We start from the raw sequence: 18,258 nt of genomic DNA, 5'->3' as shown, positions 1-18,258 counted from the left end.
GGCCCCAATTTTTATATGCCCCGATGCATTTTACGGCAATGCCCCATGTTCGCCTCCAATTAAGTATGGTCTTCGCCACAATTGTTTTGTTTGTTTTGACGCTGGCCGTTAATGAGTGGCTTTTCCGGCATTTTGAATTTGTGCCGGGAATTAATTGGGTTTATCTACCGGCGGGTATCCGGCTGTTGAGTACCTTGCTGTTTGGCGCGGCCGGCGCGGTGGGGTTGCTGATTGCCTCCTTGCTGGTGAACGTCTTTTATATTTTCCCGGACGACTTCGCGCGCGCGTTCATGGGCGCCATCCTGGCGAGCGTGGCGCCGTACCTGGTCTACCGCGTCGCCCGCCAGGCCTTTGGTTTGCGCGCCTCGCTGACCAACCTCACGCCGGGGCGGCTGCTGGCGTGCGTGCTGGCGTATTCGGTCGCAAGCCCGCTGCTGCACCATATCTGGTTTGCGCTGCGCGGCAACCGCGGCGGGTTGTTCCACGGCTTCCTGGTGATGTTTGTCGGCGACCTGACCGGCACGCTGATCGTCGTCTACGCCATGCGGGCGCTGCTGGGCCTGCTGCCCGCGCGCGCCGTGGGCGCGCGGGCGCAAAGCCGCTAGCGCGCGCCTTGCGTGCGGACTGCGGCCATGCCCGCGCCGGGCCTTACATGAAACCGGCGATGAACCTGCCCAGCGCGGTTTGCAGTACGTCGGAGTTGAGCCCCGAGGCGCCGCTCAGCGGCGGGCAGACCAGCAAGGTGGTGGGGCCGTCCGCATAGACCTGGATCGGCTTGCCCTGGTCCGCGGGCTGCAGGACGTGCTGCCGCTGGCGGGCTTCGCCGAAGCCGAACGCGCGCAGGAAGTCCTCGGTGTTGCGCGTGCCCAGGCAGACGATGACCTTGGGCTGGCGCTGGCGGCGCAGCGCGCCGATGGCGCGGAAGCGGCTGCCTTCGCGGCACAGGTCGAGGTAGCGTTCCTGCGGGTTCAGCGCCGGCTGGTTGCCGTAGACGCGGGTCCAGCTGCGCGCGCCGGATTCGCCCGTGGGCAAGGGGAACAGCGTGAGCTTGAACTCCCAGCCGGAGGGGCCGTAGAGATGGCGCTCGAAGTATGCCTGGGCTTCGCACGGTGCCACGCTGCCCAGCGTGTTGCGCACGGCGGCCGCGATACGCGCGATCTTCTGCTGCGTGGCCCAGCGGGCAAGCAGCTCGCGCTGCCGCTGCCGGAACGCGGCGTCCCACACCAGCGGCGCCGCCACGGGCGAGAGCATGCTGGCCAGCGGCACGGGCTCGCCGTTGGAGCGCACGTCGCAGAACCACAGGTCGGCCGCGGGATTGCCTTCCATGCCGACGTACGAACCCAGGTAGGCGTCCAGGCAGTGGCGCGAGATGGCGATCTGCGCGCGGTCGTGCGCGCGGTCTTGTACGTTGTCCTCCGCCGCTGCCCCGCGCTCCCGGCTGGCTAGCACCCTCGCTTCCCGCCACGCGGGCGCCTGTGCCCAGGCCCCCGCCCCGGACCACGCCGGCAGTCCATCTCCCCTGTCGCTCATGCCGCTCCCCAGGAATTGCCCGCACCGTTGATGTCGGTGCGTCGTCCAGCGCGCGTATATCGTTGCGATACGCTGCGATGGTCGTTTTTGATATAAAAATTATAGCAATAACGCGTGAGCGGCTACCGTGCAGCGCCCCCCTCGCAAGGGGGAGATGACAAAGCGCGCGATTGGGCCCAGGGTTGGCAACCGGCCCGGCCGACCGCGCCGCAAAGCCGCCTGTGCCGTGGGCGCATGGCGGCGGCGCGATGCCGTTGGCGCGGGTCTTTGGTAGCATAGCCGCTTGGCCCCCTGCCTGGGATACACACCCACGATGCTGCAGCTCGATCTCAAGACAACGGTCTTCCTGGCATCGATCATGTCGGCCTTGATGTCAGTGGTGCTGCTGTCGGCGTACCACAGCTTTCCGCGCAGCATCCGGGGCATTGGCCAGTGGGTGGCCGGCTCGCTGGTGCTGGTGGTGGCGCCCATGCTGTTCTGGCTGCGCGACATCGCGCCGGCCTGGATCTCCATCGTGCTGGCCAACGGCCTGCTGCTCGCCGCGGTGGCGCTGTGGACGCTGGGCACGCAGGCCTTCTACGGGCGGCCGCCGGCACGCCGGCCCGCGGCCATCGTGGTGGTGGCGGCTACCCTGGCGGTGACGTGGTTCGTCTACGGGCGCGAGAGCTACGAGGCGCGCGTCACCATCGTGACCTTCGCCATGGGCATCTTCTTCGGCGCGCAGGCGCTGCTGGTGCTGCGCCACGGCGGGCGCGACTTCAGCGCGCGGTTCTTCGGCTTCCTGCTGGCGGTGCAGACGCTGGTGGTGCTGGCGCGCGGCATGGCGAGCCTGTTCGCGGGCCTGGGCGGGCAGACGCTGTTTGCCGCCAACGACGTGATCCAGACCGTCTACCTGGGTTCGTACACGCTGATGGACCTGGGCTTGTCGGTGGCCTTCATGCTGGTGATCACGCGGCGGCTGCACGTGGAGCTCGACATCCTGTCCCGCACCGATCCGCTCACGCAGCTGCTCAACCGCCGCGCGCTCTACGACGCCGGCCAGCGCGAGCTGGCGCACATGGCCGAGCACGGCGGCGAGATGGCGCTGCTGCTGATCGACCTGGACCACTTCAAGCACATCAACGACAGCCTGGGCCACGCCGAGGGCGACCGCGTGCTGACCGCGTTCTCCGCCATGCTCAAGCGCGAGCTGCCGGCCGGCGCGCACCCGGGCCGCTTCGGCGGGGAGGAATTCCTGGTGCTGCTGCCCCGTACCACCATGGCCGCGGCGCTGGCGCTGGCCGAGCGCCTGCGGGCCACGTCGTCGCGCTTTTTCGGCAGGCAGGTGGCGGACCTGACCATCAGCATCGGCGTGGCCAGCGTGGACAAGGCGGAGCACCGCCTGGACGGCGCCGTGCGGCGCGCCGACCTGGCGCTCTACCGCGCCAAGAGCGCGGGCCGCAACCGCGTGGAGGCGGTGATGGAGGCGGCGGCCTGAGGCATCGCCCGGTGCCGCCTGGCGCCGCCTGGCGCCGCCGGGTACTGTTCAGCGCAGCAGCTGGCCGAGGGTGGCGATCGCGATGGTGAGCACGCCCAGCAGCAGGTTCAGGCCCACGGCCTGGCGGATGCGCGCGAGCGCGGCGCCCGCGGCCGGCCAGTCCTGCGCGTCCACGGCGCGGCGCAGCGCGCCGTACGGCCCGGCGAACACGTAGACGAAGATCACGATCATCAGCAGGCCGGTGCCGAGCATCAGGTGCCAGTGGACCGGCGCGGCGGCCATGCCCACCTGCGCGATCATCACCGCGCCGCTGGCGGCGATGACCACCACCGCCACCCACACCCAGGCCAGGAACCTGGCGAACACGCCGCGCCACAGGCGCAGCCGCTGGGGCGGCTCCAGCAGCGTGCCGGCCGCCGGGCGCAGGCAGACGTAGGCGAAGAACATGCCGCCCACCCACAGGGTGGCGCCGGCAATGTGCAGGAAACGCAGGACGGGATCGAGGCTCATGGGTGGCGGGCTTGGCAGCAGAGGTGGGGAACGGCCGATGGGGGCAGCGGCCGGGACTGTTGGAAGAATGCCGCATTCTAGCCCCGGCCGCCGGGCCGGTGAGCAGGTTGCGTCACCGAAACGGATCACCTGCCCGCTTATCGCACCGCCGGGCCGCGGCATGGCCGGCCGGGGCTACCGCTTCTGCTAACCTGTGCTCCGGGTCAGCCGCTCGCGGCGGAGGACGGGCAGCCGGGCGGTCGCGCCAGGCAAGATGGCTGATCCGCACACCAAAAATAAGATAATCATGCGGCACTCCTTAAAGTATCGGGTAGCCATTGCGACGGCCGTCGTCGTGACGCTCATCGTCCTGGCCCGCGCGCTCTTTGCGCAGTATTACGCCTTCCAGGGCCTCAGGGATCTGCGCCAGACCCAGCAGGACACCCTGGTCAAGATGGTGGCCGAACAGCTCGACGAGAAGTTCGAGACCCGCGCGGTCGACCTGCGCCGGCTGGCGAACCAGCTCCAGCCCATGCTCGGCCAGCCGCCGGCGGCCATGAAGCGCTTTGCCGCGCAGGCCGTGTCGATGCCGCAGAGCTTCAACGCGGTATTCCTGGCGTGGCCCGACGGCGACATGGCCTTCAGCACCGCCGTGCCGGACGGGCAGCGCATCCACCTGGCCGACCGCGATTACTTCCGCGAGGTCATCGGCGGCGCGGGCTTTGCCGTGTCGGATCTGCTGCGCGGGCGCATGAGCGATTCCCCCGGCGTGGTGATGGCCGTGCCGCTGCGCACGCCCGACGGCAAGCTGCTGGCGGTGGTGGGCGGCGCGCTGAACTTCTCGGAGAGCAATTTCCTCGGCCAGCTCGCGCACAGCCGGGTGGGGCTGACCGGCAGCTATTGCCTGGTGTCTTCCGGCGACAACCCGCGCTACGCCATGCATGCGGACGCGTGGAAGGTCATGGCACAGGCCCGAGCGCTGGGCGACAGTTGCGGGGTGGAGGCACCGCGCTCCGCATGGGAGGCCATGAACCCCAGCCAGCCCATCGTGGCGCGCTACCTGCTGGAGACCACCGGCTGGGAGGTGGTGTCCGTGCTGCCCGCGCGCGAGGCCTACGCGCCGCTGATCGAGGCGCGCAGCAAGACCATGCTGAGCGCCGGCTTCTCGCTGGTGCTGGCGGCGCTGCTGATGTGGCTGGTGATCCGCCGGATGCTGGCGCCGCTGGAGCTGCTGCACCGCGTGGTGGGCCAGGTGCCCAAGGACCCCGCCGCGCTGGCCGCGCTGCCCACCGGGCGCAATGACGAGATCGGCGAGCTGGCGACCACCTTCAGCACGGTGATGCAGCAACTGTCCGAGCGCGAGGCGGCGCTGTCCGCGGCCAAGGACCAGGCCGCCGAGAGCGAGAAGCGCATCGAGGCCATCGCCAACCATGTGCCGGACTTCGTCTCCTTCATCGACACCAGCGAGCGCTATGTCTTCGTCAACGAAGCCTACGCGCGGCGCTTCGACCTGCCGGTGCGGCAGATCGTGGGCCTGACCGTGCGCGAGCTGTGGGGCACGCCCACCTACGTGGCGTGGCAGCCGTACCTGGCGCAGGCTTACCTGGGCGCCTCGGTCACCTTCAGCCTGGAAGGCCCGGACGGCGGCGAGTGCATGGAGGTCACCTACCAGCCGGCGTGGAACGATGCCGGCGACGCCGTGCAGGGCCTGTACATGTTCGCCCGCAACGTGACCACCGAGCGCCAGAAGATCCGCAGCCTGGAGGCGCAGACGCTGACCGACCACCTCACGCGCCTGCTCAACCGCAAGGGCTTCGACCGCTGCCTGGCCGAGACCATGGCGCGCGCCGGCGCCGCCGGGCGCAACGCGGCGCTGATGCTGGTGGACGTGGACGACTTCAAGACCATCAACGACAGCTACGGCCACGCCGTCGGCGACCAGTTGCTGGCCGCCTTCGGCGAGCGCCTGTCTGCCTGCGTGCGCGCCAGCGACAGCGTGGCGCGCATCGGCGGCGACGAATTCGGCATCGTGCTCGACGACGCCGCCAGCCCGGCCAGCCTGGAGCGCATCGCGCAGGCCATCGTGCACGCGGCGCGGCGCCCGCACTTCATCGAGGGCCACACCATCGTGGCCACCGCCAGCGTGGGCATGGCCGTGCACTGCCCGCGCGACGGCCAGACCGCCAACGAACTCTTCATGCGCGCCGACATGGCGCTGTACGAAGCCAAGCGCGGCGGCAAGGCCCGCTACACGCCGGCGGCATCGAACACGCCGGCCTGACGGATGGCCGCGGCAAGGGCCGGCGCGGCGATAGCGATGCCATACTACGGCCCTCCCCCAAACCCGAGGACCTCACCGTGACCGACCCGATCCTGATCCGCCCCGCCAGCCAGCCAGGAAGACTATCTCTCACGGCCTGACCATGGGTGGCATGGGCGCCGCCATACGACTAGGCCAGCTTGGCGTATTGAGTGCTTCCTATGCCTCCAGCAGCTATAGCCAGCAACGCGGTCAGCAATACGGCGCTGGCTACGAATGGCGCGGGTACGGATTCAGCATCAAACTCGCGACCTTGCGCGGTGACAGCAAGTTCCGAGATATCGGGACGCTCGAAGGTTCGACGCTGCCTCTAAACAGTTCACAGGCATTCCTGGGCTGGGACCTGGGAGGTGGCCAATTGGGTGCGAGCTATATACGTCAGAGTTATCAGAATATTCAGCCCGCCAGCTATGTAGGCCTGAGTTGGTCGCAATCTCTCGGCCGCTTTGGCAATCTCAGCATGGGCACGAATCGTGACCTATATGGTCACGGTGGAACCACTGCATATGTCTATTGGTCGCTACCCCTCGGCAACAGAGTTCAGACATGGGCTAGCGGCACGCATCAGGCGCAAGGCAATACGGGCACTATCGGCGCTGTGCGCAGCGTGCCCGGCGACTCCGATGGCTGGGGCTGGCGTGTCCAGGCAAGCGCGGGAGCAAACGCGGGCGGCGAGGCCGAGATCAGTCAACTCACCCAGTTTGGGGAGTGGCGAGTCGGTGGCCAGTACCTGGAAAGCCAGAGCACAGGCAGAAGTACGATGTATGCCGACTTGACCGGGGGACTGCTGCTGATGCAAGGCCATGTGTTTCCCATGCGCAGGGTATACGATGCCTTTGCGCTGGTATCGACCGACGGCGTAGCCGGAGTGCCGGTCAAACTGGAAAGTCGGCCGGTTGGCACCACCGACGATCATGGCTTGCTGCTGGTGACGCCACTCAATGCATGGCAGAACAACGATCTGTCCATCGATCCGCGAGCGCTTCCTGCTGACGTGAGCGTAGAACAAGTACGCATGCAGGCGGTACCGTCGACCGCAAGCGGCATGCTGGCGCGCTTCGAGATGCGAAGCATGCTGATGTTGGATTTTTCCGTCCGCAGCGAGGACGGCGAAACCATACCCGCAGGCACGCAAGCCGTGCTCAGCCCAGGAAACCAACCCGTCGTGATCGGCTACGATGGCCGCGTTTACCTGGAGAATCCGCCCGCGGGCGCCCGGTTGTCCGTGCCTTTGAGCAGCAGGCAATGCGTTGTGACGCTGCCGGACAATCTACCGCAACGCGGTCGGATCGACCTCGGAGTCCAGCCATGCAGATAGGCTGCGCCTCCCGGCTGAGCCGGGCTGCCCTCATGATTTGGCTTGTGGCGCTTCTCGCCCTCGCGCTACATGCGCGACCGGCACACTCTCAGTCCTGTTTCGTCAACGGCGCATTCGGCATGAACTTCGGCACCGTCACGAGCAGCGGCCGCGCGGCAACGTCCTCGCTGACTGTCACCTGCCAGCCGGATTTTTCGAGTGGACAGACCAACTACTACCAAGTCTGCATCTATTTGAACCCAGGCAACTGGAGTGTTGGGCAACCAACACGGCGCATGAGCAACTACAACGGCGCATATCTCAATTACGACCTGTTTTCCGATCCCGCCCACACACAAAACATCGGAGCACCGGGGACTACGCCCGTCTATTCTGTGCAAGTTGCGGCAGCGCCAGCGACACCACAGACCGTCGATATCCCCATCTACGGCTGGACGTATCCAGGGCAAGCGGTTCCAGCAATCCAAGCCTTCGAGGAGCAAGGCACACTAGGCCTCCTGCGTTTCCGATATAGCACCGCGGGCTTTCCCAGTTCAGCCGATTGCACCACCGGGGGCACTGCGGGCGGCAGTCTATCTTTCAGTTCTTCAGGCGTATATGCGGCGTTCGAGCACGCATGCTGGGTCACGGCCACCGATATCGACTTCGGAGCAGTGGCCCCCCCTCAAGCTCCATTGCGCGAGAACGGCAACATCCGTCTCCAATGTGCCCCTGGCACATCCTGGCGTGTGGGCCTCGACAACGGCCAGAGTTTTGACGGTTCCATGCGCCGCATGGCCGGGCCGGGTGGTTACGTCCGTTACCAGATCTATCGAGACCCAGGCAACACACAGGTCTGGGGAAATGATGATGCAAGCATGGTTAGCGGAACGACCGACTCGGCGGGCAACACAGCATCCGTGACCGTTTATGGCCAAGTGCCAGCGCAACCCAACCTCGCGGTCGGCAACTACGTCGATACGATCGTCGTCACGCTGTACTACTAAAGAATAATGGGCCTTCAAAAAGGAATTGTTCGGGTTGCCAACCGAACGGCCGCCTACTGCCGCGGAGCCGGCGTCTGAACATCCGAGCGACCCGCCGGGCGAATGGCGCTTGCTGGCCGATTCAGTTGAAAACTCGATGGCAGAGGCTTGTAGACCATAATCGCCAGAAGTCGACCTCTCATATCGGCTTGCATTGCATGATTGTCCGGCGATTGAGGGATAAGGTACGCTGGAATCGCCCGCAAACGGCCCTCGGGGAGTTTTTCAACACTATCGGCCAATGGTGGCCATTGTAGCGGCGTGCCCGGATACCCTCCCCGCTTGCGCTGCTTGAAGCACCACGCGCGGCTCGTGCGGTGCCCGCCCGCGGGCGGGCCCGCCAGTTGCCACGGCACCGGAGCGAACCGTTCATTCGCGAGCCGGCCAGAGACCGCACGGGGGCTCACAATGAAAGAGCCGAGGCGGCGCCCGCGCCGGCCGACCAACCTCGAAGCTGGGACCGCGCAGGCATGGATATCAGAGCAGGCCGAGATAGCGTTTGACTCCGTCCGTAGCCTCCACCTCAATCAATTCCGGACATGAAAACAAATCGAGATGCACGCTGAGCACGATAGTCCCTCTACGGCATGGGCTCAATGGGGGATAGGCCCGATAACAACAAGCGCTTCGATCTCGTGCCCCCCCAAAAACGCATTGCGGCTCTTCCCTGCGATCTAGCACACACGCTTGACGCTCGATAATCCTGGAATGCTCCTTCCGTCATGCCCGCGCATAAGCTCAACGGTAGTCACAGCCTACCGTCTCTCCTCGAGCGAGCTTCAGTGACATCAAACACAGCGCTCTAGCCATCCCTTGGCGCCGCCTTACCCAAAAAACCAAACTCGACAGGAAATTTTGCGTAGAACACCTTCACGTCCTCGGTAGCCAAGTGATCGAACAGCGCCTGCATCTCCGTCTCGGTCGCGATCATGGTGATCTCCTCGGGGCGATCGGCGAGCTCAACAAAGTGCCAGCTATGGAATCGGTGATCGTGTCCAATCCCTTCCGCTGCGACCAGGTGTGTTGCCCCGCGAAAATTGAGCTCGCGCATGATCTGGAGGAGCCAGTGCGACAGTTGCTTTCCGTGATAGCGACGATTCTCGACCGTGTACAGGGTAACTTGAAAGCCACGCACGATACACTCCCCACACATTGTTGCGATGCGTCACGCGACGCACATATCGCCTGCTTCAGTTTAGGCCACCGAGCCAGGGTTGCTGCGAAGCTGCCCGGTTTTCTCATGCGTTGACTTGCGGTTCAGCATGCCGAACGCAGATAACCGGCCGCCGAGGCCAAGCCGAAGATCTCACAAGCACCGTACTGGTCTCCAGTCTCGCCTCGTGCCTTAAGGCCCAGGACTAGCTAGAGCATCTGGCTTCCTTGCTGGAAAGCTCGGTTCTCTCGAACGGCGATGCGGCAGTCCAGAAGTTCCAGAGCTGGCCCCAGCCAGACACCCAACCTGCCGCGGCGAGACTGGAATTCCGCGGGAAGACTTGCCGCAGGAGATGGGCTTCGGTAGCGGCATGGCCTGCGGGCGTCGCTTGCGTGAGCATGACCAGATCGATTGGTGTCGCAGGAGCATTGATGGTGCGGCAGTGGTCAGCCCCCGGGGGCAGAAGACCGGCCCAAACACCACCGACCGCGGCAAACTCGGCAGCAAACGACATCTCGTTGGAGACCGGTGCAGCGTTCCCTGCTCGTGACTGGCGCCAATCGGCACGACTCAGTTGTCTTCGAGGCCTTGACCGATACGATTCCATCTGTGCCAGGCCTCTGCAGCCGACCGCGAAACCGCCGAACAAGCCCCACACCGACAAGAGGTAGGACTTCGCGACGGTGTCGTCGGTATTTTCGCAAAACGAGGCATCGATCCACGAATCGCTCGCCGTGGCATCGAGAAAAACATGTCGCCTGCTAGCTAGACGGCCGATCCTAGAAATTTTCAATTCCATATCACTGACACGAGCCTGCTCCGGTATTGCCATGGGGTGGCTTACCCATCGAATCTTCTCTTCATGGAGTCAGCGTGATATCCATCCAACCGCTTTACCGACCGCTTCTGGTCATCGTTACCCTAGAGGCCAGCCGGCAACGCCTTCGCTTCGGCAAGCTCACCAGGCAAACGACGGCCATCTCATGGCATCCACCGCGCTGCCGACTCACGGATAGCAGCACGGCAGTGCGCCTGGCTTGCCTGATCCCACGGAGCCCGCAATGACGCCGCCCTGCCCTCTGTGCAACTCCCTTTGCATCGAGACGCGTGACTACGCCCGCAAGGGTGCTGGCGTCATCGGCGGCATCGCCGGCGCCGTAGGTGGTGCCTCGGCTGCCATCAGCGGCGCGGAGGCCGGGGCCCTCATCGGCTCTGCAGGCGGTCCCTTCGGCGCGATTGCCGGCGCCATCATTGGCGGACTCGTGGGCGGTGCCACGGGTTGCGTCGCCGGCGCGCGGATCGGCCAGACGATCGACGATACCGTCCTCGACAACTTCCGCTGCCTGAATTGTCAGCACGTCTTCAGCGTGGGCCAGAGTCAGTAGCGCTCTTGGCGTGACACCACGCCGACCATATTGGCTTTTTCCATCCCGCCTAAAGCCCGGCCCCAGCGCCGGGCTTTAGGCTTTCTATGCCCTGTAATCATGAACACGATCACCCTCGCCCATACGCGTGAGCATCCCGACTGCGCGGTCTTCTTCGCGCTCATCGACCAACTGGAGAAATGACTCTCAATCACTCGCATCCGAAATCGGGCATGCCGTCTGGCAGCCGCAGGGATGTAAACAAAAAGGACTGACATGGGCTGGACCGAAACGCACAAACCAAAGGGCGAACCGCTCGCTGACTGTTTCCACCGACACGGGGCCACTCGCTGGAGCGAGGACTCGCCGTATCGCTATCGGGTTCTAGCGAGCGCGCTCGTTCATGCTAGTACCTGGTATGCCGCTGTCGAACGCGTGGAGAAAACGACAGGCGAGCGAATCGTCTTCGCACTGATCTTCCTCGTGCGCATGTACAAGGCGAAGCATCCGGGCGGTTACAACTTCGGCTACAAGGACATGAGCGAGGACATGGGACCCATCGAGGCGCGTTGCCCCGAGCGAATCCTGGACCTGCTCACCCCCACCGAGAGTGCGCATGCAAACGCGTGGAGAGCAGCCTGCCGGCGGTACCACGCCACGCGCAAGCTCATCCCCCGGATGGCGCCAGGTACGGTGTTGCGCTTCACCGAACCACTGATCTTCGGCGCACATGGCAAGGCCACCGAGTTCACGGTACTCCGCACTAGCGCCACCAGGCTCGTCTGCTCGGCGGCGGGGCTCTCCATCCTCGCTGCCGTACCGCGCTCGCTTGTCAGGAAACGCCTGGCCGCATCGGGGGTGACATTCTCGTGAAGCAAGCCTATGTGAAGGGCACCGATCTGCGTATTGTCGGCACGCTCGAGCAGATCCCGGGCTGCGCCTTCGTGAACGGCTTCGACTCCTGCGGTCAACCCGTCTACTCCGGTGACACCGAAGTGTGGTGGAACGGCCAACAGACGGAAACCGATCCCGGCAACAACCGGCCCATCTATGTCGACCAAAACCTGGAGACACGTGGCGCCAACGAAATCGAACTCCGGGACGCCTGATCGCCCACTACCGCATTTACCTCTCAATCCACCTTGAAGCCCGGCCTCGCACCGGGCTTTTTGCATTCTTTTCATCGAAAGGATCTCTGTCACGCATCCCGTACCCACGATGGCTCACGTCCCCTAAGGACTTGGGCGCACCGCGTCACACCTCCCCTTCGCCTTCCCACAGAGCCCGGCTACTGCCGGGCTCTGTGCATTGATCAGCAACCAAACAGGAATACCCCATGACAATCATCAAAACGCTCGTGCCGAGCGCCAATCGCATTGGCTTCCTGCCCCAGCATTTCGGCTTGCACGCCGCGATGTTGGTCGAGCCGAACATCTATGCTCAACTGGGCTCGCTCTGCAAAGCCTATGACGGCGGCCTCTGGCACTTCTACGAACTCGACAACGGCGGCTGCTTCATGGCGCCGAACTCGGACAAGCCCTTCCACCTGGAAAATCCCGACAACGATTCCAGCGAGACCATGAGCGCAGAGGCAGCCGGCATTGTGGCCTGCCTCTACACCTTCAGCTTGTTGTCATTCCGCCCCGGGATGGAGCCGCTCGGCGACAAGTACCACCAGTTGCGCGAATTCGCGCTCGAGCACCCCGAGTGCGCAAATATCTTCGCGCTGATTGACTGAGGCGTCTCGTCGCCGCCAGAAGCATCGCCCCATTTTCCCCTCCCTATTTCGACAGCCCGGCCAATGCCGGGCTTTTTCATTCCCCCCTTCAAGGAACCCGTCATGCATCTCGTTCAAACCATGGCTTACATCAACGAAACCCCGTGGCACGGCCTGGGCAACAAGCTCGCCCCCCATCAACCGCTGGAAGTCTGGGCCGAACGCGCCGGCATGAACTGGCGCATCGAGCAGGCCCAGGTCCGCTTCGTCACCGATGGCGACGATGCCACACATATCCACGCCTTTGCAGATCAGAAGGTGTTGTACCGCTCGGACACGAAGGCACCGTTGTCCGTGGTCTCCAATCGCTACCAAGTCGTCCAGCCGGCGGAGATCCTCGAGTTCTACCGCGACCTCACGGAAGTCGGGGGCTATCAGCTGGAGACGGCTGGCGTGCTCAAGGACGGCAAGAAGCTGTGGGCCCTGGCCCGCACCGGCCAGAGCGTCTCCCTCGCCGGCCGAGACGAGGTCAAGGGCTATTTGCTACTCGCCACCGCATGCGACGGGTCCCTCGCGACCACCGCGCAATTCACTTCCGTCAGGGTAGTTTGCAACAACACCCTTGCCATTGCGCTCGGCGACAACGCTGGCGCGGTCAAGGTCCCCCACCGCAGTCAGTTCGATGCCCAGGCGGTCAAGCGTCAACTGGGCGTCGCGATCTCGTCCTGGGATGGCTTCATGGAACGGATGAAGGCGTTGTCCCAGCGCAAGGTCACCGGCTACACGGCCGAGAAGTTTCTCCAGCGCGTCCTGAGCAACCCGGTCATCCCCGCCGCCGAGCGTACCGGCAAGGTAAACAACGACCGCGCCATCCGAGCTGCTCTGGCGCTGTTCAATGGTCGCGGCATGGGGTCGAACCTGGCCTCAGCGGAGAGCACGGCTTGGGGCCTGGTCAACAGCGTGACCGAATTCGTCGATCACCAGCGCCGTGCCCGCAGCACCGACCATCGGCGCGACGCGGCCTGGTTCGGCCAAGGCGCTTCCATCAAGCAGAAGGCTTGGGAAGAGGCGCTCAAGCTGGTTGCCTAGCGGCGACTTCCCGCCCTCGCCCCCTCCCCCTTTTCTTTCTCTCTCACACCTCGGTCTGGTGCGGCATTCGGCACCAGACCACCCTTTATTTGGAGTACGACATGAGCACTCTCGCTTTGGATCTACCCTCCAGCAAAGCACGGTCCGCGCTGCGCCTGGTGGACACCAAAGGGCTCAGCCACGACGACTGGCTGGCGGTACGTCGCACCGGCATTGGCGGCTCCGACGCCGCCGCCGCGGTCGGGCTGAACCCCTACATGAGTCAGCTTGAGCTGTGGATGATCAAGACCGGGCGCGACGCGGATCTTCCGCGGCCGGATTCGACCGACACGTCGGAGCCGGTCTACTGGGGCGCCATGCTCGAACCGGTCGTGGCCGCCGCTTATATGCGTCAGACCGGTCATCGCGTGCGACGTGTCAACGCCGTCCTGCGCCATCCGACCGTCCCCTTCATGCTGGCCAACCTCGATCGGGAGATCGTTGGCGCACCGGACGTCCAGATCCTCGAATGCAAAACGGCTGCGGATTTTGGGGCGCGCCTTTGGCGTGATGGCGTACCGGAGTACGTGCAATTGCAGGTACAGCACCAGCTTGCCGTGACTGGCAAGCCAGCGGCCGACGTGGCCGTGCTGCTCAACGGTCAGCGGCTGGAAGTGCATCGGATTGAGCGAGACGACGCGCTGATCTTCCGCTTGATCATGCTTGAAGCGCAATTCTGGCACTTCGTCAGCAGCGATACTCCGCCCCCGGCTGACGGTTCCGAATCGGCCGAACGCGCATTGCGCTGTCTGTATCCGCGCGATGCCGGCAATACGCTGGACTTCACCGAAAACCCACGCTTGAGCGCGACATTCTCCGAGCTCGTGGCAATCCGCGCCGAACTGGAAGCCAAAAGCAAACAGGAGGCCCAACTCAAGCAAGAGATTCAGCAGGCCATGGGCGATGCCTCCCGCGCCCGGTTCGAAGCCGGCGAAGTTTCCTACAAACGCAGCAAGGACGGGGCAGGCGTCGACCTCGAACGTCTATTTACCGACGACCCGGCCCTGAGGACCCGATATGCCGTCACCAAACCGGGAAGCCGCCGCTTCCTCATCCATCTCGACAAGGAACAATAACCATGCTCAAAGGCCTCGCCATTACGCCACCGGTCATCGGGCGCATTTCCATCGGGCACATCGTCGAAAAGGACGGTGAACGTCTGCCGGAAAAAGATGATCAGTTCACCCTGACCAGCCAGATTCAGAACCGCGATGGCTGGATTCTTCACCCGCTCGACGAGACGCTGCGCAAGGCGGCAAACGGCAAACTGCGCGCCATTCCCGTGCGTGTACTGTTCAACGACCCGGCGCTCAATCTGCGAGCAGACTACTGCCTGTTCGATCGGCAGACGGGTCGTCAATTGTGCGTGGGCAATGGCGAGAGCTGTCGCCGAGTCTCCGATGAAGGCATGGTCAGTCTGCCCTGCCCCTCGCCGGCTGCCTGCCAGACCGGACGCGAAGGCGGTTGCAAGCCCTATGGCCGGCTCAATGTCGTGATCGGGGATGAGGACGAGCTCGGCTCGTTCATCTTTCGGACAACTTCATACAACTCAATCCGGACGTTGACCGCAAGGCTCAGCTATTTCCATGCTGTCTCGGGCGGGCTGCTGGCCTGCCTGCCGCTGGAGTTACGGCTGCGGGGCAAGTCGACGGCGTTGAGTCATCAGGTGCCGATTTATTACGTCGATTTGACGATCCGCAGTGGCCTTACCTTGGAGCGGGCCATCACAGAAGCCCGGGAGGTCGATATGAGACGGCGGAGTGCTGGATTCGAGCAGGCCGCTCTCGATTCCACGGCGCAAAGGGAGCTAGCGCGCGGAATGCTGGAAGAAAATGAGGAGGAGGCTCCGGCTTTGATTAGCGAGTTCTTTCTACAACCCTTCCACGAAAAAGCGGCCCCTCTTGGACAGCGGCGCAAACCGTCGACGTTGAAAGACAGACTGGACGACAAAATAGTAAGGGAGAGCAGCGAGCAAATGCCGCAAATTGAGGCGCGTCCGTCAGCTTCGTGGTAGTGATGCCTCAAACTGAGGTAGCAAATTGTCCAGAAACGACCGCGGCTCCACATCTAGCACCTGCAATATGTCTAGCAGCTCGATGACGTCCAGCCGTCGCGCACCGCTTTCGTATTTCGAGACGAACCCTTGGGGGCGTCGCAGGCGGTCCGCGACATCCTGCTGAAGAAGGCCACGCTTCCTGCGTAGCTCTGCCAAATACTGCGCGACTAGCTGATAACGGTGGTCATGGAGAGGGTGTGCCATGCCACAAATTCTAAATGCGTATAAGATATATACCATATCCGTATATGGAATATTGCAAATGTACGTACTTTTGGCCATTTGGCTAGTGAGCGGGGCCCTTGCCGGGGCAGCGATCAAGATCGACATGCACTATCTACGAGTCAACCGTGTGGGGATGTCGCGCTTGCAATGGATTCTTGTCTGCGCAGGGACGGGACCGATTGGCGGCGTGATCTATCTGCGCCTCCGTCGCACGGTACGAACGCGATTGATGAGAGCGGCCTGGCAGTTCATTGGCGATACGAACTGCCCACTCAACTCGAGGCGGCGCCTCTTGGGCCTCCGTTCTACCAGCATGGTTAGCACGTCCATCTTCGAGGAGTGCGAGGCAAGACTAGATGGTGAAAACATTGCCAACCAAGACCAATCGCAAAGTCATATCGGATGAACTGGCAACACGTCAGCGCAGGCTCATTGAGCCATTTCTAATGGAGATTCGACGTATTTAGGGTCACTACTCGCATAAGCCCGTTGACGGGCATCTCTCTGCGCGCTCGCGCCTACTTAGCTTCGCGGTTACGGCCACGGGCTCTTTCTTTACAGGGGAAACCACTAATGAACAGATTCAACCTCAAACCAACTCTTCTTGCTGGCGTCTGCGCCTCCATGCTGGCCGCCTGTGGCGGCGGCGGGGACAGCAGCAACCAGCTTGCACCTTCCGCGCCAGCCACGCCCACGCCCGCCATCACCGGCAAAGCCATCGATGGCTACCTCGTCGGCGCAGACGTCTGCCTCGACCTGAACAGCAACAACGCCTGCGATGCGAATGAGCCAAGCGCGATCACCGATGCCGATGGCAACTTCTCGCTGCCCTACGATGGCGACGCCAGCGGCAAACGGCTGCTCGTGCAGGTCACCCCGTCCACCCGCGACCTCGCCCGTCCCGCCGGCTTCCAGTTCCCGGCAAGCTTCACCCTCTCCAATGTCGTGACAGGCTCTGCCGCCCAGATCGTCACGCCCCTGACCACCATGGTCGCGGCGCAGGTGGAAGCCGGTTTCACCCAGGCCGAAGCCATTGCCGCCATCCAGGCACTGCTGGGCAGCAAGGTCGACCCGATGGCCAACTATGTCGCCGACGGCGACACCGCAACGGCCACGGCCGCCAGCCAGATCGTCGACAAGGTGACCGCCTTTGCATTAGCGGGCAAAGCCGACCCGGCGACGATCCGCCACGTACTCAACGCCATCCTCGCCAAGGGCGACATCGCCTCCATCACCCAGGCGGATGTCGATGCCCAGGCCAACAAGCCCGTGTATGAACAGGCCAACGCCGCGGAAGTCCTTACCAAGCCGGTCTACAGCCTGGTGGATGCCCAGAATACAGTCAATCTCGATGGCGCCACCCAGGCCATCCAGCAGATCGTCAACGGCATGCTCCAGACGACCTATCAGGAGCGGAAAGTCGGCGACGATACCTGGACGGCAGTGCCTACCACCGCCCCTGTAAGCTACATGGATCCGCGCGCCCAGTTCGTCATGAAGGCCGACGGCACATGGTCGGGCATGCTCACGCCCGACCAATGGCATGCGCCGCAACCGCTATCGGCGGCTGGGGTCACGCTGTCGGGAACCGACCCGGTCACGGGCATCGGCTTCACCCTTGAGGAGCGCCGCGTTGACCTGAGCCATCAACCCATGACGATGGCCGTCGCGGGCACGCAGTTCGGCCCCGACGTCTCGCTTTACCCGGCGCTCAGCAAGCCATTTCCTGCGGGGACAGCCGGCTATATGGGCATCCAGTCGTATGCTGGCGACCGCATCGTGCTACCGCTGGGTCTGAGTGGCGAGTGCGACTTCCCCTACCTGAAGGATGGCGCGTGCCCCACGGGCCCCGCGTGGATGCCTGGCACCGGGCTCAACCTGCCGCCGTACGACCCGAGCCGCCCCCCATACGACCCGAACCAGCCGCTCAATGACGCCAAGCTGCCAAGCCCCCTCACCACGGTGCAGCAGTTGGTCGGCCGCACGCTCATCGAGCCGGTGATTACGGGCGCCGATGTCCAGATCGCCCAGGATGGCAAGGCGCAGCTGACTGTGCGTGACTGGTCGTCGGGAGGGACGCCGAAGGTCATCAACGCGACCTGGACGGTCTACGCGCGCAACCCGAACGTGATGGTGTTTGACATGTCGCGCTCGGATGCCGCGGCCGTGGGAGAGCACGATAACGCCTGGCCCCTCAGCCAGGGCGCCAAGCTGGTCATGGCGTTGCGAGGTGGCCAGCTGCAGAGCGGGGTGCTCTTCCCCGCAGGCTATGCACAGCGAACCGTGCAATTTGCCAATGCCCTGCCCAGCCAACTCCTCACCCCGGTGGATCTGAGCCGCTTGCTGTCCAAACAATCCAGGCAGCCCAAGTAGTTCTTCCCGCACCAGCGCTCGCTACTCGCTGGGTTAAAGACCGACCGGTACGTCGTTGACGAGGTCGGTCTTTTTTTTGCAAC

The 18,258-nt window shown here is 63.9% G+C and carries 17 protein-coding genes and 1 pseudogene; 14 read left to right on the top strand and 4 right to left on the bottom strand.

Going from position 1 to position 18,258, the window contains the following annotated elements; all coding sequences use genetic code 11:
- The first annotated feature begins 65 nt into the window (after window positions 1-65).
- A complete protein-coding gene (locus tag ACKI2N_RS24800; RefSeq protein WP_420991440.1) occupies window positions 66-605 on the top strand; it encodes a hypothetical protein in 540 nt (179 codons plus the stop codon).
- A 43-nt stretch (window positions 606-648) separates the two neighbouring features.
- Here the strand turns inward: ACKI2N_RS24800 and ACKI2N_RS24795 are convergent, their stop codons facing one another.
- Complete coding sequence (locus ACKI2N_RS24795; RefSeq protein WP_420991439.1) at window positions 649-1,449, bottom strand: transcriptional regulator; 801 nt, start codon at window positions 1,447-1,449, stop codon at window positions 649-651.
- A 394-nt stretch (window positions 1,450-1,843) separates the two neighbouring features.
- Between ACKI2N_RS24795 and ACKI2N_RS24790 the strand changes: the two genes are divergently transcribed.
- Window positions 1,844-3,007: a diguanylate cyclase gene (locus ACKI2N_RS24790; RefSeq protein ID WP_420991438.1), complete on the top strand. Its 1,164-nt coding sequence runs from the start codon at window positions 1,844-1,846 to the stop codon at window positions 3,005-3,007.
- Between the two features lie 48 nt (window positions 3,008-3,055).
- Here the strand turns inward: ACKI2N_RS24790 and ACKI2N_RS24785 are convergent, their stop codons facing one another.
- Window positions 3,056-3,517 (bottom strand): CopD family protein, encoded by a 462-nt coding sequence (locus ACKI2N_RS24785; RefSeq protein WP_420991437.1) that lies wholly within the window; start codon window positions 3,515-3,517, stop codon window positions 3,056-3,058.
- Window positions 3,518-3,803: 286 nt separating this feature from the next.
- Between ACKI2N_RS24785 and ACKI2N_RS24780 the strand changes: the two genes are divergently transcribed.
- The 3 genes from ACKI2N_RS24780 (at window position 3,804) to ACKI2N_RS24770 (ending at window position 8,120) form a co-directional block, all read left to right on the top strand.
- Entirely contained in the window at window positions 3,804-5,777 is a 1,974-nt protein-coding gene (locus ACKI2N_RS24780) for a diguanylate cyclase domain-containing protein (protein WP_420991436.1), read from the top strand.
- A gap of 151 nt (window positions 5,778-5,928) precedes the next feature.
- Window positions 5,929-7,134, top strand: a complete 1,206-nt coding sequence (locus ACKI2N_RS24775) for a fimbria/pilus outer membrane usher protein (protein ID WP_420991435.1) — start codon at window positions 5,929-5,931, stop codon at window positions 7,132-7,134.
- A 119-nt stretch (window positions 7,135-7,253) separates the two neighbouring features.
- A complete protein-coding gene (locus tag ACKI2N_RS24770) occupies window positions 7,254-8,120 on the top strand; it encodes a Csu type fimbrial protein (RefSeq protein WP_426990947.1) in 867 nt (288 codons plus the stop codon).
- Window positions 8,121-8,961: 841 nt separating this feature from the next.
- Here the strand turns inward: ACKI2N_RS24770 and ACKI2N_RS24765 are convergent.
- A complete protein-coding gene (locus ACKI2N_RS24765; RefSeq protein WP_420991432.1) occupies window positions 8,962-9,294 on the bottom strand; it encodes a DUF190 domain-containing protein in 333 nt (110 codons plus the stop codon).
- A gap of 280 nt (window positions 9,295-9,574) precedes the next feature.
- Between ACKI2N_RS24765 and ACKI2N_RS24760 the strand changes: the two are divergent.
- The 8 genes and pseudogenes from ACKI2N_RS24760 to ACKI2N_RS24725 form a co-directional block, all read left to right on the top strand.
- Window positions 9,575-10,063 (top strand): annotated as a pseudogene (locus ACKI2N_RS24760) (IS5/IS1182 family transposase); the annotation flags it as partial.
- Window positions 10,064-10,373: 310 nt separating this feature from the next.
- Window positions 10,374-10,697, top strand: a complete 324-nt coding sequence (locus ACKI2N_RS24755) for a hypothetical protein (protein WP_420991431.1) — start codon at window positions 10,374-10,376, stop codon at window positions 10,695-10,697.
- A gap of 255 nt (window positions 10,698-10,952) precedes the next feature.
- Window positions 10,953-11,549 (top strand): DUF6927 domain-containing protein, encoded by a 597-nt coding sequence (locus ACKI2N_RS24750; RefSeq protein WP_420991430.1) that lies wholly within the window; start codon window positions 10,953-10,955, stop codon window positions 11,547-11,549.
- Window positions 11,546-11,785 carry a hypothetical protein gene (locus ACKI2N_RS24745; protein WP_420991429.1) on the top strand — a complete coding sequence of 80 codons (240 nt, stop codon included), beginning with the start codon at window positions 11,546-11,548 and terminating at the stop codon, window positions 11,783-11,785. Before ACKI2N_RS24750 ends, ACKI2N_RS24745 begins: the two co-directional genes overlap by 4 nt.
- Window positions 11,786-12,012: 227 nt before the next feature.
- The gene (locus ACKI2N_RS24740; protein ID WP_420991428.1) at window positions 12,013-12,414 is read left to right on the top strand and encodes an antirestriction protein; all 402 of its coding nucleotides are present in this window, start codon (window positions 12,013-12,015) and stop codon (window positions 12,412-12,414) included.
- 102 nt (window positions 12,415-12,516) lie between these two features.
- A complete protein-coding gene (locus ACKI2N_RS24735) occupies window positions 12,517-13,482 on the top strand; it encodes a DUF932 domain-containing protein (RefSeq protein WP_426990889.1) in 966 nt (321 codons plus the stop codon).
- Window positions 13,483-13,583: 101 nt separating this feature from the next.
- The gene (locus tag ACKI2N_RS24730; protein ID WP_426990946.1) at window positions 13,584-14,597 is read left to right on the top strand and encodes a YqaJ viral recombinase family protein; all 1,014 of its coding nucleotides are present in this window, start codon (window positions 13,584-13,586) and stop codon (window positions 14,595-14,597) included.
- A 2-nt stretch (window positions 14,598-14,599) separates the two neighbouring features.
- Window positions 14,600-15,535, top strand: a complete 936-nt coding sequence (locus tag ACKI2N_RS24725) for a hypothetical protein (RefSeq protein ID WP_420997430.1) — start codon at window positions 14,600-14,602, stop codon at window positions 15,533-15,535.
- Here ACKI2N_RS24725 and ACKI2N_RS24720 read toward each other — a convergent pair.
- Window positions 15,521-15,781 carry a helix-turn-helix domain-containing protein gene (locus ACKI2N_RS24720; protein ID WP_420997428.1) on the bottom strand — a complete coding sequence of 87 codons (261 nt, stop codon included), beginning with the start codon at window positions 15,779-15,781 and terminating at the stop codon, window positions 15,521-15,523. The two genes, ACKI2N_RS24725 and ACKI2N_RS24720, sit on opposite strands and share 15 nt — an antisense overlap.
- A 594-nt stretch (window positions 15,782-16,375) precedes the next feature.
- Here ACKI2N_RS24720 and ACKI2N_RS24715 point away from each other — a divergent pair.
- Window positions 16,376-18,175: a hypothetical protein gene (locus ACKI2N_RS24715; RefSeq protein WP_420997426.1), complete on the top strand. Its 1,800-nt coding sequence runs from the start codon at window positions 16,376-16,378 to the stop codon at window positions 18,173-18,175.
- Window positions 18,176-18,258: the final 83 nt, after the last annotated feature.

This window comes from Cupriavidus sp. 30B13, from assembly GCF_049059565.2.
Taxonomy (GTDB): domain Bacteria; phylum Pseudomonadota; class Gammaproteobacteria; order Burkholderiales; family Burkholderiaceae; genus Cupriavidus.
Note: the sequence above shows the minus strand (reverse complement) of the source record. Positions and strands in the feature narration are given on the sequence as shown.

Bases quoted from the DNA above. Each gene is read 5' to 3' on its own strand.
- ACKI2N_RS24790 (WP_420991438.1), top strand. From the start codon at position 1,844: ATGCTGCAGCTCGATCTCAAGACAACGGTCTTCCTGGCATCGATCATG.
- ACKI2N_RS24785 (WP_420991437.1), bottom strand. From the start codon at position 3,517: ATGAGCCTCGATCCCGTCCTGCGTTTCCTGCACATTGCCGGCGCCACC.
- ACKI2N_RS24715 (WP_420997426.1), top strand. From the start codon at position 16,376: ATGAACAGATTCAACCTCAAACCAACTCTTCTTGCTGGCGTCTGCGCC.
- ACKI2N_RS24735 (WP_426990889.1), top strand. From the start codon at position 12,517: ATGCATCTCGTTCAAACCATGGCTTACATCAACGAAACCCCGTGGCAC.
- ACKI2N_RS24720 (WP_420997428.1), bottom strand. From the start codon at position 15,781: ATGGCACACCCTCTCCATGACCACCGTTATCAGCTAGTCGCGCAGTAT.
- ACKI2N_RS24755 (WP_420991431.1), top strand. From the start codon at position 10,374: ATGACGCCGCCCTGCCCTCTGTGCAACTCCCTTTGCATCGAGACGCGT.
- ACKI2N_RS24775 (WP_420991435.1), top strand. From the start codon at position 5,929: ATGGGCGCCGCCATACGACTAGGCCAGCTTGGCGTATTGAGTGCTTCC.
- ACKI2N_RS24800 (WP_420991440.1), top strand. From the start codon at position 66: ATGGTCTTCGCCACAATTGTTTTGTTTGTTTTGACGCTGGCCGTTAAT.
- ACKI2N_RS24770 (WP_426990947.1), top strand. From the start codon at position 7,254: ATGAACTTCGGCACCGTCACGAGCAGCGGCCGCGCGGCAACGTCCTCG.
- ACKI2N_RS24780 (WP_420991436.1), top strand. From the start codon at position 3,804: ATGCGGCACTCCTTAAAGTATCGGGTAGCCATTGCGACGGCCGTCGTC.
- ACKI2N_RS24750 (WP_420991430.1), top strand. From the start codon at position 10,953: ATGGGCTGGACCGAAACGCACAAACCAAAGGGCGAACCGCTCGCTGAC.
- ACKI2N_RS24730 (WP_426990946.1), top strand. From the start codon at position 13,584: ATGAGCACTCTCGCTTTGGATCTACCCTCCAGCAAAGCACGGTCCGCG.
- ACKI2N_RS24725 (WP_420997430.1), top strand. From the start codon at position 14,600: ATGCTCAAAGGCCTCGCCATTACGCCACCGGTCATCGGGCGCATTTCC.
- ACKI2N_RS24740 (WP_420991428.1), top strand. From the start codon at position 12,013: ATGACAATCATCAAAACGCTCGTGCCGAGCGCCAATCGCATTGGCTTC.